Source organism: Pigmentibacter ruber, assembly GCF_009792895.1.
Lineage (GTDB): Bacteria > Bdellovibrionota_B > Oligoflexia > Silvanigrellales > Silvanigrellaceae > Silvanigrella > Silvanigrella rubra.
Genome location: NZ_WSSC01000001.1, coordinates 889321 through 906415, shown reverse-complemented (window position 1 = coordinate 906415; position 17095 = coordinate 889321). Strand labels below are relative to the sequence as shown.

Genomic DNA, 17095 nt, shown 5'->3' with positions numbered 1-17095 from the left:
CAATTTTTAAAATAACTGTTTAACAATATAGTTTATCTAGAAAATTGACCTCACAGAAAAACTCTTTTCATAACAATTTTAATTTTTTAGAAATGCATGCAGATTTTAAGAAAATTATCGACGAAAATTTTTTGCCAAATTTATGATATCTTCCATTAAACAAAGTGGATTTGTCACTTTAAACCGCAACAAATCCACTCCTTTCAAGAAAAAACTTATCCAAGTAAACGCATTGCTGCGCCTGGGCTTTGGTTTGCTTGCGCAAGTACAGCCACACCACCTTGTTTAAGAATGTTAGATTGTGCCAATTTAGCAGTTTCTTCCGCAAAGTCTGTGTCACGGATACGGCTATTTGCTGCAGAGTAGTTTTCAGATTGCACTGATAAGTTAGAAATAGTGGAGTATAAGCGGTTTTGTAACGCACCCATATCTGCACGGAATTCAGAAACTTTTGAAATAGCATCATCAATTTTATTTATTGATGCTTGTGCACGCATTTTTGATCCATTCATATTATCCGGATCTTCCATAAATACACCAGTAGAATTGTAAGATTCATCACTTGCTCTACCAAGGCCTAAACCTAAAGTACTGGTATTAATCTTATCAAAGTTCAAGCGAATAATGTTCACTGGGTTACGAGCGAACTCTTCATTGAAGACATCGCCTTGGCCATCAAGTTTTCTTTCATTAATACCATCAGTTGCTGATGCCCAGTTTTTCCCAACTTGAACTTCTAGTGGAGGAATATTTGACTTTTTAGTCATTTCTTCAGGGAGATTTAATTGATCTTTATCTTCCACATTATCAATATTACTACCAGTTAAAAGTAATGTTCCGTTATATTCAGTAGAATTTGTAATACGATCAACTTCATCTTTCAGAGCATTAAATTCTTTATGAATAAATCCACGTTCTTTATTCCCGATGGTATCTGAAGCACCTTGCACTGCAAGCTCACGTAAACGAGAAAGAATGTTACCTATTTCATTCATTCCACCTTCCGCTGTTTGTAACAAAGAAATACCGTCACTCGCATTTCTTTTTGCCATATTTAAACCACGAATATCTGCTTTTAATTTTTCACTGATGGCAAGGCCAGCAGCGTCATCTGAAGCTTTGTTAATGCGATATCCAGAGCTTACTTTTTCAATGGATTCGTCATTTTGTTTAGTGGTAATACTCAAGGCTCTCTGAGCATTAAGGGATTGGATGTTGGTTTGTATGCGCAAACCCATAGCTGGTCTCCTCCATGAAACTCACCTCAAACCAAAACCACTTTGGTACAGGGTGTGGCCATCCTTGGCCAAACTAGTAAAAAATGTATCGTAGGCATTTTGCCATGCGTACATTTTGCATATCGGAAAAGTTTTTTTGGACTATAGGTAAATTTTTCTACTTAGTGGAATCTAAAAGTGCAGCAATAGAATGTGGGCAGATAGGATCAATCAATTTTTTGATGGCACGCGCAAGATTTCTAATTTCAAGCTGCGCTCCTTCATGGTCTCTTAATTTTATGAAATGCACTGCAGCTTCTAATGATGCTGTCCAAACTAAAGAATTTTTAAAACTAATTGGCATCACCATTCTTGCTTGTTCTTTACAAACACCTAATTCCAGTAATTGCTTGTATGCTGAATATCCATTTTCGATAGCAGACATATATATTTTTTGTGCTTCAGTATTTTTTTCAACAGCATCTCCTTCATTTGAAGCTTGTTTATTATTTGTATGCTGTTTGCGAAATAATTCAGGAATATGAAACTCAGGTTCAAATTCAACATATCTTCCAGACACTTCATTCCAAGTAGTTGCGGCTTCTTTAAACTCTCCACTTGTATAAGAACAACCAACTTGATGTTTATAAAGCTGCCTACATACAACCTCAGAAACACCTTCCAAGGTAAAAGAAAAAACCACATGCCGAAATGGACTCATGTGTTTATGCGCAGCTAAGTATTTTATTAATTTAATGTCTTTTTCATCTAACTCTGTTTTTCTTTTGCCAAAACTTACTCTTGCAGCATTCACTACAGATAGGTCATTTCCCATATAATCCGCAAGCGTTACCTTACCATCATCTACGTCAATCGTTTCACATAATTTATTCTGATTCATTGATTTTCCTCCAAATTGCCAAGATAGAAATATCTAGCTTTAGAAGAAAAAAATGCAGGAGTTCAGCCAAAAAAGCAACAGCAGAAATATTTGATTAAATATATAGCAATAAATAAACTTTTAAAGATAGTTTCTTTTGTTCTGTTAAGTAGGTACAAATAGTGGAAAAAAATTTATCTTCAGACATTGAGCTCTACAAAAAACTTAATGAAGAATTGTATAAAGGTTTTGAATTTTCAGAATTAAAAGATGAGTTTTCATATTTTTGGAAGAAGTGGACTGAAATTCATCTTCTTCAGTTAAAAGAAATAATAACAATTAGTTATCCAAATACTTATAATTTAATTGAAATAAAGAAACTCAATGAAAGCTTTATGCATAAAAGAATAGGTATGATTTCAGCATTTTTTCAAGGAATTAAAAAAAAACCTACATTGAAAAATGAATCAATTCTTTTCAAGCACATTTTAAACGAACACGATGAAAAATTTACAGCTATTCTTCAGCAAATTTTATCTAGACTATTAAGTGAGCTCAATAAACTGAACGTATATCGCAAAGCTACGAATGCATATTTATATTCTCAATATACTTTGGGAGGATAAACCAAAATGATGAAATGCTGTAACATAGAAAGTATCCTAACTGCAGCAAAAATATATGAACCCCAATTCTTTCTTGAGTATCTTGCAAGTGAGAAATTTGCATCAATCTTAAAAATTCAAGAACAACATGAAAAAACAGCTTTAACTAAAGCAAAAAAAGTGGCTTTTATTGCTCCCCAGCTACCCCACCCTTGTGAACTAGAAATTTGGAATCAATGTGTGAAAAAACTAGGTGTGGAAGGCTCTTTATACACTCACATAAGTGAGGAAAGAAATTTTATTCAATTTGCTAAATTACTACATAATTCTAATACACCTATATACTTAACATGTTACACATTAGATTCCATGAACGAAAACAAAACTTTTCTTTCTGGCTTAGAAAAAGAATTAGAAGATTTTCAACTTATAATTTCTTTAGGTGAAAACTCTCTAGCAAGTTATCAAGCAGCAAAAGTGAAACGCAGCCATTTATCACGGCTAGTGATTTGGCAAAATTCACCCCGTCCACCGCATGCAAATATAGGAGCCCGTTCACCTAACGGTTCACCACTCCCAAACATAGCAAGAGAAAGAACAGTAAGAAAAGAGGTGTTAAAAAACTCAGATATTGTTCTTTGTTTTGATAAAGACGGTGCAACATGGTCCTATTTAGAAGATGTCAGTTCCCAAAGAATTAGAAGAGTCTCTAGAGGAATCAATTCTCAGAGATATTCCTCAGAAATTTCTTCACTCCGAAGACTAGAATTGCGAGCCTCATTAGGATTACCGGAGACAGACTTTATCTTCTTTCACTTAGGACCTCTGGAAATTGAGTCTGGAGCCCTGGATTCGGTTTTTGCATTTAAAAATTTGTTGCAAAGCAATCCATTATTTCAAGGTAAAGCACGTTTGTGTTTTTGTGGGACAGGGTCAGCAGGAGCAGATATCAGACAAAGTATAGTTGAATTAGGCTTAGACGATCATGTTTATTTTTTAAACCCTAATGGAGAAGGTTTAAAAGAAATTCATGGAAATCAATTTTCAAGTATTATTGCTCTTTGCGATGCAGTGATTCATGCTCCAATAGCTCCAGTGAATGGAAATGCAACAAAACACTTAGATAGTACATATGATGTTATGTGTGCTTTGGCTTCAGATATTATCATTATTTCTAACGGTAATAACTGGATAGGTGAATGGGTTAGCAGATTTTATAAGACTTTTTCTGCAGGAAGCATTCATAGCTTAGCCCGTTTAATGCAAGAAACTATTGAAAAACAAGATAAAGTGACTAATGTTAAAAATGCTATAAAAAAGGCTTTACTTAATGAATTCCCGTTTGAAAAAAATTGTAATGAAATATCAGAGATATTTAAATCATTGATTATTACTTTACCAACCGTCGAAATAGAAAATACAAGTAAACTTATTGCTCAAATTGAAGAAATGGTCTTAGCAAAACAATATATAGATGCTATTAATCTAATTTCTCAAGCATTCCAGAAGACAAATCTATCAGTAATTCAACAAGCAAATTTATTCAGATTAATAGGAGATTGTTTTACAAAATTAGGCGATTTAGATAATGGAGTATCTAACTATTCTAAAGCTCTTGAGCTTGATCCATACTGTGCTAAATGCTTTATTGGTCTAGGAACAATTGCATTACAACGAAACAACTACAATATTGCAGTCCCTCAATTTCAAAAAGCTGTTAGTTTAGCTCCAAACGATGACATGGCAAGTTTAGGCTTAGGTTTGGCATTTGAAGGTTTAAATGAGTTAAAACAAGCATTATCTTGGACAGTTAGAGCTTGTCACTTAAAAGCTGATAATACCGTTGCTATCTTTAATTTAGTGAAGTTATCTTTTGAAATGGAACAATTTGTTGATGCTGAAAGAGTATTAATTCGTTACTTAGGTTTACATCCTAACGATGTAAATATGATTTATACACTAGGAACAATTGAATTAAAGACTGGTAAAAACGATATTGCTCTTCAATTAATGGAAAATATTTTAACACTCGATCCAATGAATAGCAGAGCACATAGCTTAATTCAACAAATCCAAAAGCAAGATTCAGTGAAAAAACCAGCTTAGTAATATTTAATACTTAAGTTGTCTTTGGAAGGAGAGGTTTTATGGCAGATGTTAGAGTAAATGGAAAAAGAGTTCCGCCACTTCAAAGCATTGATAATATTTCAAATTTAATAAGTAAACTCGAATCAATTGCAGTGAAAAACAACAGTGCTTTAACCTCTATAATTGTAAATAATAGTGCGATAGACATTGATAACCCAGAATATCATCGCTTGAAATTAGAGACAGAAGATACCGTGGAAGTAAAAATAGATTCCCCAGAGCAGCTTTCTTATGAAAGTTTGCAAGTAGCTCTTGATATGGCAGGTCTTCTAATATTTGATCTAAAAGTAGTTGCTGTAAGACTGTGGGAAGCTGGAAAAAATTATGAAAAAAGCTTAGAAACTCTTTTAAATGATTGTAATCTATTTCTTTCTTTGGGTGCCAGACCTATCTATCTATTAAATAAAGATCCTCACAATATTGAAGAAGAAGCTAAAGATTGTCTAAAAGAATTAGATCTCATTGCCAATCATGTAGAAGATGCTACATTATTAGCTGTGCATGATAGTCCAAAAGAAGCATGTTATGTATTAGTTGGTATGGTAAAACCTGCTTTAGAACGCTGGATTGGGTTGAGTGCAAAATTTGCTCAAATCCTAGATATTAATACAGTCTCAAATAATCTGATTATATCTTAACTATTTATCCCTTTAAAAGACAAATAATATAAATAAAGCTTGCCTATAAAAAACACTTGAGATATCAAAAAGGCATTGTTACGTTACTTTTTGATTAAGGTCCGTATACATTTATTCGTTTAGTTTTTTGAATGGGAGCTACTACTAATGGCAAGCAAAGAAAGAATTGATAAACAACATCGTTACCCTTGGGCAGTGATTGAAACTGCTGTTCAGCTTTATTTTCAACAAAATATGACATTTCGTTCCGTTTCCGAAAAAATGCTAGCACATGGCGTTGAAGTATCACATAAAACTGTCTATGAATGGGTTCAAAAATTTGGTGATAATGTTGATAAAAAATCACGTAAACGTATTCCAAGCTATGAAGTTGAAGAATCATATGTAAAATGCAATGGAGATTGGAAATACATGTATCGTGCATGCGATCGCCAAGATTCTACTTTAAGCATTTGTATGCGTGATAAGAAAAATCTTGCTTCTGCTAAATCTTTCTTTAAAAAGAACTTAGAAAATAACTAATTCTTTAACTTTTGTTTTCTTTAAGTGATTTAACAGCCATAGAAAATTCTATGGCTTTTTTTTTGGCAAAATTCCTAGTAGATAAATTTGACAAAATATAATATTAGAATTATTCTAAATTTGTTATTTGTTAATTTTATTCTATTTTAAGGAGTACTTTATGTCTCGTTTACTAAGTATTGCACAAAGATTCCCCGACTTTAGCGTTTCTGCAGTTGTTTCGCTTGAAAAAGGTAAAGAATTCAACACTATCAATTTAGCTTCAACGCTTGGAAAGTGGTCTGTTTTTTTCTTTTGGCCTATGGATTTTACTTTTGTTTGTCCAACAGAAATTGCTGAATTTAACCAAGCAAATAAAAAATTCTTGGATAGAGATGCGCAGCTTTATGGAGTTAGCACTGATAGCCAATTTGTGCATTTAGCATGGCGTCAACATCATCCAGATTTAATAAATCTTCAATTTCCAATGCTTGCTGATAATAAAAAAGAACTTAGTGAAGCTTTAGGAGTACTTCATCCAAGTGAAAAAGTTCCTTTAAGAGCAACTTATATCGTTGATCCTACTGGAATCATTAGATGGGTAAGCGTCAATGATTTATCTGTTGGAAGAAATGTAAATGAAGTCCTACGTACTTTAGATGCTTTACAAACAGATGAACTCTGTCCATGCAATTGGGAAAAAGGTCAAGACACTATTAAGTTAAGTTAATCATAAAATTAAAAAAAAAGAAAGTTAAAATGATGGAAAATTTAGAATATTTAAATACATTTATTGATAAATATACTGAAAATTTAGAAGGGACAATCCCAAAGGATTTAAAATTAAATTTTACTAAACTTTTATCAACCGAAGATTTAAACACAGAAGAAAAGTTACTTTTACTTATTTGTATTAGCAAAACATTAGACTTTCAAGAACTCTATCACTCTGTATTAGAAGTTGCTAATTTAAGCAAAATAGCTCATTCTTCTATAAATGAAGCTAAACAGATCCCTGCTATAATGGGAATGCTAAATACATATTATAAGTTTAAATTTTTTAGTGAAAAAAATCCTCAGAGTAACAATATAAATTATGGTGCACCAAATTTAAGAATGCAAAGTTTGATGAATCCAAATATGCCGAAAGAAACCTTTGAGCTTTTATCAATTGCTGTTAGTATTCTTAATAGCTGTGAAAAATGTGTTATTGCGCATGAAAAAGCTTTGTTAGAATTATCTGTTCCTGCGCAAAAAATTCATGCAACTATGAAGTTTGCAGCAGTTACTAAAGGTCTAAGTTGCTTATAAAAAGCAAAAAGGTGGTTCAATAAAGTGATAGATAAAGCACATTTTATTTATGTCATCATTATCGGCACCTCCGTTACCTTTTTAGCTTCCTGTATTGGAGCATTACCCATCTTCTTTTCCAAAAATATTTCTTTAAAAATTCGAAATATTTTAATGGGAGTTAGTGCTGGAGTAATGTTAGGTGCCGTTTGTTTTTCTCTTATAAATCCAGCTATTAATCTTACTGAAATAAAATTTAATAACAAAATAATAGTAGCTGGGTATATTTCTTTATTCATTTTAATTGGTAGTTTTTTTATCAGTTACTTAAATGAAAAAATACCCCATGAACATTTTTTAAAAGGTAAAGAAGGAAAAGACATAAAGTCTTTAAAACGTATTTGGTTATTTGTACTAGCAATAACAATCCATAATTTCCCTGAAGGGATGGCCGTTGGAGTCGGTCTTGGGAGTGGAGAATTAAAAATAGCTTTACCAATAATTGTAGGAATAGCTTTACAAGATCTTCCAGAAGGTCTTGTTGTTGCATTATCCTTAAAAGCTTATGGATATTCTAATAAATATGCTATTACTGCTACCCTTCTTTCCGGCCTTGCCGAATCATTAGGTGCATTAATTGGTTGTATCACAACCTCTTTATCTACAGCTTTATTGCCAGCTAGTTTAGCTTTTTGTGCTGGTGCCATGCTTTATGTCATCTGTGGAGAAATGATTCCTGAACTCCATAAAGAAGAAATAAACAGTGCCAAAGCGACAACAGGATTTATCTTTGGATTTATTTTAATGCTTTTTCTTGATGTTGGCTTAAGTTGGTAACTATTTTATTTTTTTTATTTTTTTTCTCTTTTTAATTTTAAAGCTTGTACATTGAAATATTTTTATCTATGAGAAACTGACCGTGTAAACAAACATAAATATCCGGAGGTTTGTATCATGATTGAACGTTATTCTCGCCCCGAAATGAAAGCTTTATGGACAGAAGATGCCAAGTATGCCTCATGGGCAGAAGTAGAAAAAGCACATTTATCTACTTTGATTGATTCTGGAGAGGCGCCCCAAGAAGTCATTTCTATCTTTGAAAAGGCTTTAAGAAACAAAAGTCCAGATGACTTTCTAAAGCGAGAGCAAGAAACGGGTCACGATGTCATTGCCTTTGTAGCAGAAGTCGGAGACGCTATGGGTGACAAAGGTCACTTTTTACATAAAGGTTTAACTAGCTCCGACGTCTTAGATACCAGCCTTTCCCTTCGCATCCGTTCTTCACTTTCAATCCTTACAAAAACTATCCAAAAAATCAGAGAAAATTTAGCTGCTAAATCATTTGAACATTCTAAAACAGTTTGTATTGGTAGAACACACGGTATTCATGCAGAACCTATGAGTTTTGGTCAGGTGCTAAGTAGCCATTTTGCTGAATTTCAAAGAGCCCATTTAGAAATTTTACAAGCTCAAAAAATTATGTCCTTTGGGAAACTTTCCGGAGCTGTAGGTACATATTCCCAAATGTCTCCTAAATTTGAGGCAGCAGTATTAACAAAATTAAATTTAGAACCAGAATACGTTGCTACCCAGGTTATCCCAAGGGACAGAATTGTTACAGTAGCTAATGCTATTTTATCTGCCACAAATGCAGTTGAGCGCTTTGCAGTAAATATGCGCCACTGGGCTAGAACGGAACTTGGTGAGGTATTGGAGCCCTTTGGCAAAAAGCAAAAAGGAAGCTCTGCAATGCCACATAAGAAAAATCCAATATTAGCTGAAAATTTATGCGGATTAGCAAGATCTATTCGGGGTTATGTAGGAATGCTCTCTGAAAATGTTGCATTATGGCATGAAAGAGATATTTCTCACAGTAGTGTTGAGCGAATTGCCTTGCCAGATATTTTTGTTACAGCTGACTTTATGCTTGCACGTTGTGCATCTTTAATTGAAGGAATGCAAATTCGACCTGAAGCTATGTTAGCTAATTTATGGAAATCTGGTGGATTATGGGCAAGCCAAAGTGTTTTAACTGCTTTGGTCTCTAGTGGAATGAACAGAACTGAAGCATACGAATTTGTTCAAGCAATAGCTTTAAATATTTCTGCTAAAGTTTCTACTGTTGGTGTTGAACAAAAACAATTTTTACACGATCTCCTGCAAAATAAAAAAGTGACTGAAATTGTTGGCAATAATACTTTAAGTACCCTATTTGATACAGAAAGATATTTAATAACAGTTCCTGTTACTTTTAAACGCGTTTTTGGTATTACACCTGAAGAATTCGCACGCAAAAATAATTTATCAAATGACATGAAAATCCCAGCATTACAAAAAGTTATTAAAGTAACTGTAGAACTCCTCCCAGATGTTCTTGACACAGAGGCTAAAACAATTGCAAACGATATGAGGTCTTCTGGAACAGACGTGCTCGATATGCGCCAACAGAAATCATTTTTTGTTCGTCTTCCTGGTCACTCTTCTCCAGAAAATATTAACTCATATACGCAAGAAGTTTTATACAACCCTGTGATTGAGCAGTATAAGATTGAGGTTGTCCAATGAAGAAAAAAACTTTAGTACCAGTTTTCCCAGGTACAAACTGTGAAAAAGAATCCTTATTATGGATTGCAAATAATTTAGAAACTAATGCTGAATATCTAGATTTAGAAAGACATAGTCATTTAAAAAAAGATGATATTGATTTTATTTTTATTCCTGGTGGTTTTAGTTTTGGCGATTATTTGCGTGCAGGTGCTTTAGCAGCCAGAACAAAAGAAATGGCTTTTGTAAAAGAAAAAGCTTTGGAAAATATTCCTATTCTAGGAATTTGCAATGGCTTTCAAATTTTATGCGAAAGTGGCCTTTTACCAGGTGCGTTGATTAAAAATATTACGCGCCAACATCATCATTTTCCTGTTTCAATAAGAATAGATACCTGTTTCTTAGATGAATCAAATCAAGCAAAAAAGTCACTTTGGATTCCTAAGTTTAGAGGACAAGCTTTAGAAAATGTGAACAGAATTTTTGGCAAAGAAATTTTCATACCTATGTCATGTGGTATGGGTAACTGGTTGCCACCATCTGCTGAAAAAGATAAAAATTTAGCTGAGAAAAATGCAGTTGTTTATTATAACTTTAATGAAAATGGAAGTTATAAATCAATCGCAGGATTAACAAATGAAAGTGGTACCATTTTTGGTATGATGCCACATCCTGAGCGTGCTTCTGAAGAGATTTTAGGTGGAAATGAAGGCTTAATTTTTCTTTTAGGAATTTCACAAACAAAAAATATAGCTATAAAGCAAGGAAGTCCACTTGCTTTGTTTGTAGAACAACTGACTCAAGGAGAAAATTATGTTTGATTCAAACCTCCTAACAGCTGAATTTATCAATCAAGCACAGCAATTTGGTTTAAATAAAGAAGAGTTAATAAATTTCTGCACCAAATTAAATAGAATACCTAGTCATGAAGAATTAGCAGTTTGTGGTGCTCTTTGGAGCGAACATTGCTCTTATAAATCCTCAAGAGTTCACTTGAAAAGATTTCATACAGAAGAGCCATGGGTTATCCAGGGACCTGGTGAAAATGCAGGTGTAATAGCAATAAACAAAAATTATGGGATTGCTTTTAAAATGGAATCTCATAATCACCCTAGTTACCTAGAACCTTACCAAGGTGCTGCAACAGGTGTAGGCGGTATTTTGCGTGATGTGTTTTGTATGGGCGCATATCCAATCGCAAGTTTAAATTGTTTGCGTTTTGGTGAAGGAACATGGAATGCAAAATTAATTCGCGATACTGTAAGAGGAATTGGTGACTATGGAAACTCGGTTGGGGTTCCTACAGTAACAGGTGATATCAGTTTTCATAATAAATATAGTAAAAATATATTGGTAAATGCTTTTAACGCTGGATTAATTCATAAAGATAAAATTTTTAAAGGAATTCTTTCTGAAGAAACAACAGGTAAAGTAGCAAATACAGAGAATGTAATAGTAAATCAAAAAGTAAATAGTGAATTACAAAATTTATTATTTCCTGAATCCGAAAACGTATTAATATACTTTGGTTCTGCTACAGGTCGTGATGGTGTTCATGGTGCAACAATGAGCAGTTCTGAGTTCTCTTCTACAGGCAACACATTAAAACCAACAGTACAAGTTGGTGATCCTTTTGCTGAAAAAGTTTTACTAGAAGCTACTCTATCATTAATTGAAAAGAAACTTACAATTGGCTTGCAAGATATGGGAGCAGCTGGTTTGACTTCAAGCTCAGTTGAAATGGCAGGTAGATCAGGATGTGGTGTTGCAATTGATTTAAATAAAGTTCCACAACGAGCTAGCAATATGCAAGCTTGGGAAATATTATTAAGTGAATCACAAGAAAGAATGCTCTGTGCTGTTAAACCTAATAACGTTTCTGCAGTTCTAGCAGAGTTAGAAAAATTTAATATTACATACGCTGAAATTGGGAAGGTTAATTCTACTGGTTTATTCACATGCATTTTTGATAACACAATTGTTACGGCAACTCCTGTCCCTATTTTGGTAGAAGAAACTCCTAAATACAATTGGCCCGTCCAAGCTAGAGAAGAATATTTACACAATAATAAATCAATAAAAAATGAAGCAAATGAAAATAACTGGCAGCAAAATAATACTTCAGACAAATTAAGTTTGTCTTTATCTTTAATAAATTCTGAAATTCATCAAGATATTCTTGCAGATATTCAATTAGAAAACTTAATTGAACGTTATCCAAATTTAATTGCCAAACTTTTTGCACATCCAATGAATGCAAATAGGTCTCCAGTATTCCATAATTATTGTTCAACTGTGCAAGGAAATACAGTAGCTGCTTGTGGTTCTTTACAAACAGCTTCAGCGGGTGTTGTGCGCTTACCAGAATATGCACAAGAATTCGATGCAAATGGGAAAATGACTACAACTGGAATTGCCATTGCAGGTGGATGTGAAGAACGTTGGGTAGAGTTAGATCCTTATCAAGGTTCTGCATTAACTGCTTTAAAAATAGCTAGAAAATTAGTTGCAACTGGTGCAGTTCCTCTCGCTATGACGGATTGTTTAAATTTCGGTAGCCCAAAATCTCCAGACGTTATGCGACAATTTTCTGATGCTATTGATGGTATAAATTTAATTGCAAAAGAAATGCATATTCCAATAGTAAGTGGAAATGTAAGTTTGAATAATCAAACTGAAGGAAAGCCAATTCCTCCTACACCTATGTTAGGAATGGTTGGAAGAGTTGATGATGTCTCTAAAGTACCATTGGATAGATTACCTTTAAAATATTTTTCTAAATCTAAGGAAAAGTCTATAATTTTATATCATATTTCTTTATCTAACTCTGTTGAAAATTCAAGTTACCTTGCTTCACAAACAGCATGGATATTGGGTGGTGAAAATTCTGATTGTCCAAAAGTAAATCTCAGTAATGAAAAAGTTATTTGGAATTTTATCCTAAAAACAATCCAAAATAAATCTCCTATAATTTCTAAACCAATTGGACATGGTGGAATTCTTGGGAGCTTGATTTCAATTGGTTTAAATTCAAATTGTTTAATTGAATTAGAAAAGACAATATGGAAAAAATCTGCGAAAGAATTATTTGCTGAAGGCAATATGGGTTTTATTTTAGGATTCAATTCAGAAGAAAATTTTGAAACTGTTCTAAATTCATCTATTTATCCTGATTTGGTGATTTCTAAAATAGGAGAACTTAAAGGTTTAGATTCTAAAATTAGTATGCCATTATACGATCACAATTTAGTCTATTCAGATTTTTCTTCTTCATTAAAAAAATATTTTGATACACTTTCATGTGCTGATAAGGAAACAAAATAATGTGCGGAGTTTTTGGAGTAACAAATACTGAAAATGCTTCAAAAATTGCATATCTTGGACTTTTTGCTCTACAGCATAGAGGCCAAGAAAGCGCTGGCATTTCCTCAACTAATTCGTCTGAAATTATTAGTCATAAAAATTCAGGCTTAGTTATAGATGTTTTTAAAGAAACAGATTTAAGTAAACTTAAAGGCAATCATGCTATTGGACATGTTCGCTACAGTACTGCTGGTGGAAATTCAGATGCAAATATTCAGCCTTTAACTGCACGTATTGGTGGAGTTCCAGTCTCTTTATCACATAATGGAAATATTGTTAATTCAGAAGAAATGCGGCAATTTTTAGAATCCTCTGGAGCTATTTTACAAGCAACCTCTGATACAGAACTCATCCTGCACCTCATGGCGAGAAGTAATAAAAAAGAATTTATAGCTAAACTTACTCACGCATTTGAAGAATTATTTGGTGCTTTTTCTTTATTACTACTTACTCCAACGCATTTATATGCCGTTGTCGATGCCTGTGGCTACAGACCATTATCTTTAGGTTTATTAAAAAATGAGAGTAAAATTCCTAGCTGGGTTCTTGCCAGTGAAACCTGTGCGATGGATTTAGTTGGTGCCGAATTTATTCGCGACATTTCACCAGGAGAAATATTAAGTATAGAGCTTGCTACTGGGAAAATTGAAAGCGTATTTTTTAACTTAACAACTCAACAAAGCAAAAGTTTACAACAGGCAAAATGCATTTTTGAACATGTATATTTTGCGCGTCCTGATAGCCTTGTGTGGAATATGCTAGCCAATGACACCCGTTTTGCTATGGGAGAAGAACTCGCCAAAAATAATCCGGTTGAAGCTGATATGGTAATAGCAGTTCCTGATAGTGGCGTACCTATGGCGATGGGTTATGCGCACGCTTCAGGTGTTCCCTATAAAATTGGTTTAATTAGAAATCACTATGTTGGGAGAACTTTCATAGAACCTACACAAAATGTTCGGAATTTTAAAGTTCGATTAAAATTAAATCCCGTTCGCGAAACTATCAAAGGTAAAAAGATTATCGTTATAGATGATAGTATTGTACGAGGAACCACCTCCCAAAAAATTGTTGAATTATTACGTGAAGCCGGTGCAAAAGAAGTGCATATGCGAATCGCATCTCCTCCAGTCAAGTTCCCTTGCTTTTACGGCATTGATACTCCAAAAAGACAAGATTTACTTGCACAAGTGATGACTGCTAATGAAATGAATGATTATTTAAAATCCGATACTTTATCTTTTCTTTCAGAAAAACAACTCTTAAAAGTGATGCAAAAATTTCAAAAAAATACTGCAAATGAAAATTCTTTCCAAGAAAATGGGGGCTGGTGTACAGCTTGCTTTACAGGGAATTATCAAGATGAAATTGCACAACAAAAAGGGTGTGGCTTTATAAAGGAATTAAAAAATGTTTAAAAATCCAATTGTTTCCATTATAATGGGAAGTCAATCTGACTATGAAACTCTTAAATATAGTGAAAACATTTGTGAAGAATTTGATATTCCATATGAAATTCAAGTTATTAGTGCGCATCGAACACCAAAACTTATGTATGAATATGCTGAACAAGTCAAAGCAAAAGGCATTAAAGTAATCATTGCTGGGGCGGGTGGAGCAGCGCATTTGCCTGGTATGGTGAGTGCGTTGACTTTAGTTCCAGTTCTCGCCGTTCCTGTCCAATCAAAAGCGTTAAATGGCCTGGATAGCTTACTATCTATTGTGCAAATGCCTGGAGGAATACCAACAGCTACTTTTGCCATTGGACAAGCAGGCGCAACAAATGCAGCCCTTTTTGCTTTGCAAATTTTAGCTATGGAAAATGATGCTTTATGTAAAAAATTAGAACTCTGGCGTTCAGAAAAAAGTATGAATGCTTTAGAAGGTAACCGTGTAGTACAAGAAAAAACTCGAAAAAACCAAGGAAAAAAAGAAAAATGAGAACCATAGGGATTTTAGGAGGAGGGCAATTAGGCGGTATGCTTTCCGAAGCATTATACAATTATGGTGCTAAAATTGTTTTTTATGACCCAGATCCCCTTTCTCCTTCGTTTCATAAATCTGCAAACCATTATCAAGGTGATTGGAATGATGCAGCTAAACTGGAAGATTTTTTTCGCCAATGTGATTTAGTGACCTATGAATTTGAAAATGTTGCGACAGACCTTCTGAATTATTTGATTGATAAAACAAAAAAACCATTATTTCCTGCTGAAAATGTTCTTAAAATCACACAAAATAGAATTTCTGAAAAATCCTTTTTAAAACAAAACAACTTGCCAGTTTGTAAATTTATTGCATGCACAAATTTAGCTGAGCTCACTTCAAATGCAAAGGAGTTTCCTTTTCCTTTTATTATTAAAACTGCTTTTGGTGGTTATGATGGAAAAGGCCAGTGGGTCATTCAAAATCAAAGTGAATTAGAAAAAAGTCTTGCCGAAATTTCCTTGTTGGGTAATTCAACTTTTATTATAGAAGAAAAAATTGATATATTTTCTGAAGCTAGTTGTATTGTTGCCCGCAATAAAAAAAATGAAATTGAATGCCTTCCTATATTTGATAATATTCATAAAAATCAAATATTGTATCAAACTAACCTTCCCTCTCAATTACCTACTATTGTGCAAAAAAAACTCCAAGATATTGCTATTGAAGCTACTGAAAAGTTAGATGTCATTGGGTTATTAACTACTGAGTTTTTTATTTCAAAGCAAAAAAATGCCAATACAAATCAGGATTTTGAAGTAGATGAATTTCAAATATATATAAATGAATTTGCACCTCGACCACATAATTCTGGACATATTTCTCGAGTTGCCTGTTCTATAAACCAGTATGATTTATTTGCGAGAGTATTATTAGACTTACCATTACATACACCTAAATTATATCCAGGATACTTTTGTATGGGTAACTTGTTAGGTTCTACTTGGATAAAACAAAAGCAAGGAAAAAACCTAAATTTAAGTTGCTGGAAAGATCATCCTAATATTGTTTCTTTAACTTTATATGGAAAAGAATCTCCAACTGAACAGAGAAAAATGGGACATTTTGTTTGTCATGCTGATAATATTCATGATTGTAATAAATTTTCTGAAAATTTTAGAAAGGATTTAAATGAATCCGATTAATACAAAAATGTGTTTAGGAATAGATCCAAATCCTACTGGAAAAGATTTTGAATCCTTTAAAGATTCTGTCTATAAACATATGGAAATACTTAGTTTTAGCTGTGGAAAATTAAATAATTATATTATAAAACCACAACTTGCTTATTTTTTATTGCATGGTAGCAAAGGATTATTATTGCTGGAAGAATTAGTAGCTAAATTTCAGAAAGATTATACAATAATACTTGATGGAAAATTTAATGATATTTCCACTACTTTAAAAGCTTATTTAGACTTTGCTTTTGTAACCTTAGGTGTTCATGGAATAACTATCAGTCCTTTTTTAGGTGAAAAATCCATAGAAATTGCTGTTGAGCAGTGTGTTGAACACGTAGGTAAAAAAGGAAGAGTGTACGTTCTATGTGCTACAAGCGAAAATAGTCACTCTGATTTATCGTATATTCAAGATAATTGGAGAAATATAGTAACTTCTTGTAAAAAAGTCCAAGAAAATATTTTAGCAAATGATCCAATGTATTCGCAAGTAACAGGAGTAGTTATTGCTGCGAATAGAGAAGAAATTTTGTTTTCTCAAGAATTTATAACTAGTCAATTGAGTGCTTTGTGTCCAGGAATAGGAGCTCAAGGTGCGGATTGGAACGTTATTTCTAAAAGTAAAAAAATATCTAATGAAATGATTTTCCCATTCAGTAGAGCTATATTTTCTGGTGGTAATATTGAAATAGAACAAATGTATGAAAATATAGTCAATATTAATAAATATTTTCAAGGATCTTAA

16 protein-coding genes are annotated in these 17095 nt (G+C 33.2%); 14 read left to right on the top strand and 2 right to left on the bottom strand.

Translation table 11 applies throughout. The features are described from left to right. Positions 1–215: 215 nt before the first annotated feature. Together GOY08_RS15605 and thyX are read right to left on the bottom strand one after the other, a co-directional pair. Positions 216–1238, bottom strand: coding sequence for a flagellin N-terminal helical domain-containing protein (locus GOY08_RS15605; RefSeq protein WP_202914018.1), 1023 nt, complete (start codon positions 1236–1238; stop codon positions 216–218). Positions 1239–1395: 157 nt separating this feature from the next. Next, positions 1396–2118 (bottom strand): FAD-dependent thymidylate synthase, encoded by a 723-nt coding sequence (gene thyX / locus GOY08_RS03755; protein WP_158997284.1) that lies wholly within the window; start codon positions 2116–2118, stop codon positions 1396–1398. A gap of 161 nt (positions 2119–2279) precedes the next feature. Between thyX and GOY08_RS03750 the strand changes: the two genes are divergently transcribed. The 14 genes from GOY08_RS03750 (at position 2280) to GOY08_RS03685 (ending at position 17095) form a co-directional block, all read left to right on the top strand. Further along, a complete protein-coding gene (locus GOY08_RS03750; protein ID WP_158997282.1) occupies positions 2280–2723 on the top strand; it encodes a hypothetical protein in 444 nt (147 codons plus the stop codon). A gap of 6 nt (positions 2724–2729) precedes the next feature. Next, complete coding sequence (locus tag GOY08_RS03745) at positions 2730–4808, top strand: glycosyltransferase (RefSeq protein ID WP_158997280.1); 2079 nt, start codon at positions 2730–2732, stop codon at positions 4806–4808. A gap of 41 nt (positions 4809–4849) precedes the next feature. Then, the gene (locus GOY08_RS03740) at positions 4850–5488 is read left to right on the top strand and encodes a hypothetical protein (protein WP_158997279.1); all 639 of its coding nucleotides are present in this window, start codon (positions 4850–4852) and stop codon (positions 5486–5488) included. Between the two features lie 147 nt (positions 5489–5635). After that, the gene (locus tag GOY08_RS03735; RefSeq protein WP_158997278.1) at positions 5636–6010 is read left to right on the top strand and encodes a DDE-type integrase/transposase/recombinase; all 375 of its coding nucleotides are present in this window, start codon (positions 5636–5638) and stop codon (positions 6008–6010) included. A gap of 160 nt (positions 6011–6170) precedes the next feature. Next, positions 6171–6719, top strand: coding sequence for a peroxiredoxin (locus GOY08_RS03730; RefSeq protein WP_158997277.1), 549 nt, complete (start codon positions 6171–6173; stop codon positions 6717–6719). A gap of 29 nt (positions 6720–6748) precedes the next feature. Continuing rightward, the gene (locus tag GOY08_RS03725; RefSeq protein ID WP_158997275.1) at positions 6749–7300 is read left to right on the top strand and encodes a carboxymuconolactone decarboxylase family protein; all 552 of its coding nucleotides are present in this window, start codon (positions 6749–6751) and stop codon (positions 7298–7300) included. A 24-nt stretch (positions 7301–7324) separates the two neighbouring features. Next, entirely contained in the window at positions 7325–8116 is a 792-nt protein-coding gene (locus GOY08_RS03720) for a ZIP family metal transporter (protein ID WP_202914017.1), read from the top strand. Between the two features lie 117 nt (positions 8117–8233). Further along, entirely contained in the window at positions 8234–9844 is a 1611-nt protein-coding gene (gene purB / locus GOY08_RS03715; RefSeq protein WP_158997273.1) for an adenylosuccinate lyase, read from the top strand. Further along, a complete protein-coding gene (locus GOY08_RS03710; protein WP_158997271.1) occupies positions 9841–10644 on the top strand; it encodes a phosphoribosylformylglycinamidine synthase subunit PurQ in 804 nt (267 codons plus the stop codon). The genes purB and GOY08_RS03710 overlap by 4 nt, the downstream gene beginning before the upstream one ends. Continuing rightward, positions 10637–13147, top strand: coding sequence for an AIR synthase related protein (locus tag GOY08_RS03705; RefSeq protein ID WP_158997269.1), 2511 nt, complete (start codon positions 10637–10639; stop codon positions 13145–13147). The genes GOY08_RS03710 and GOY08_RS03705 overlap by 8 nt, the downstream gene beginning before the upstream one ends. Then, complete coding sequence (gene purF / locus GOY08_RS03700) at positions 13147–14604, top strand: amidophosphoribosyltransferase (protein WP_158997267.1); 1458 nt, start codon at positions 13147–13149, stop codon at positions 14602–14604. The genes GOY08_RS03705 and purF overlap by 1 nt, the downstream gene beginning before the upstream one ends. Further along, positions 14597–15127, top strand: coding sequence for a 5-(carboxyamino)imidazole ribonucleotide mutase (gene purE / locus GOY08_RS03695; protein ID WP_158997265.1), 531 nt, complete (start codon positions 14597–14599; stop codon positions 15125–15127). Before purF ends, purE begins: the two co-directional genes overlap by 8 nt. Further along, the gene (locus GOY08_RS03690; protein WP_158997263.1) at positions 15124–16317 is read left to right on the top strand and encodes a 5-(carboxyamino)imidazole ribonucleotide synthase; all 1194 of its coding nucleotides are present in this window, start codon (positions 15124–15126) and stop codon (positions 16315–16317) included. Before purE ends, GOY08_RS03690 begins: the two co-directional genes overlap by 4 nt. Next, positions 16304–17095, top strand: coding sequence for an orotidine 5'-phosphate decarboxylase / HUMPS family protein (locus GOY08_RS03685; protein ID WP_158997261.1), 792 nt, complete (start codon positions 16304–16306; stop codon positions 17093–17095). The genes GOY08_RS03690 and GOY08_RS03685 overlap by 14 nt, the downstream gene beginning before the upstream one ends.

What these genes read in the sequence shown, in the direction of transcription:
- GOY08_RS03735 (WP_158997278.1), top strand. Translation starts at nt 5,636, where the DNA reads ATGGCAAGCAAAGAAAGAATTGATAAACAACATCGTTACCCTTGGGCA.
- GOY08_RS03725 (WP_158997275.1), top strand. Translation starts at nt 6,749, where the DNA reads ATGATGGAAAATTTAGAATATTTAAATACATTTATTGATAAATATACT.
- GOY08_RS03730 (WP_158997277.1), top strand. Translation starts at nt 6,171, where the DNA reads ATGTCTCGTTTACTAAGTATTGCACAAAGATTCCCCGACTTTAGCGTT.
- purF (WP_158997267.1), top strand. Translation starts at nt 13,147, where the DNA reads ATGTGCGGAGTTTTTGGAGTAACAAATACTGAAAATGCTTCAAAAATT.
- GOY08_RS03740 (WP_158997279.1), top strand. Translation starts at nt 4,850, where the DNA reads ATGGCAGATGTTAGAGTAAATGGAAAAAGAGTTCCGCCACTTCAAAGC.
- GOY08_RS03685 (WP_158997261.1), top strand. Translation starts at nt 16,304, where the DNA reads ATGAATCCGATTAATACAAAAATGTGTTTAGGAATAGATCCAAATCCT.
- purB (WP_158997273.1), top strand. Translation starts at nt 8,234, where the DNA reads ATGATTGAACGTTATTCTCGCCCCGAAATGAAAGCTTTATGGACAGAA.
- purE (WP_158997265.1), top strand. Translation starts at nt 14,597, where the DNA reads ATGTTTAAAAATCCAATTGTTTCCATTATAATGGGAAGTCAATCTGAC.
- GOY08_RS03710 (WP_158997271.1), top strand. Translation starts at nt 9,841, where the DNA reads ATGAAGAAAAAAACTTTAGTACCAGTTTTCCCAGGTACAAACTGTGAA.
- GOY08_RS03705 (WP_158997269.1), top strand. Translation starts at nt 10,637, where the DNA reads ATGTTTGATTCAAACCTCCTAACAGCTGAATTTATCAATCAAGCACAG.
- GOY08_RS15605 (WP_202914018.1), bottom strand. Translation starts at nt 1,238, where the DNA reads ATGGGTTTGCGCATACAAACCAACATCCAATCCCTTAATGCTCAGAGA.
- thyX (WP_158997284.1), bottom strand. Translation starts at nt 2,118, where the DNA reads ATGAATCAGAATAAATTATGTGAAACGATTGACGTAGATGATGGTAAG.
- GOY08_RS03690 (WP_158997263.1), top strand. Translation starts at nt 15,124, where the DNA reads ATGAGAACCATAGGGATTTTAGGAGGAGGGCAATTAGGCGGTATGCTT.
- GOY08_RS03745 (WP_158997280.1), top strand. Translation starts at nt 2,730, where the DNA reads ATGATGAAATGCTGTAACATAGAAAGTATCCTAACTGCAGCAAAAATA.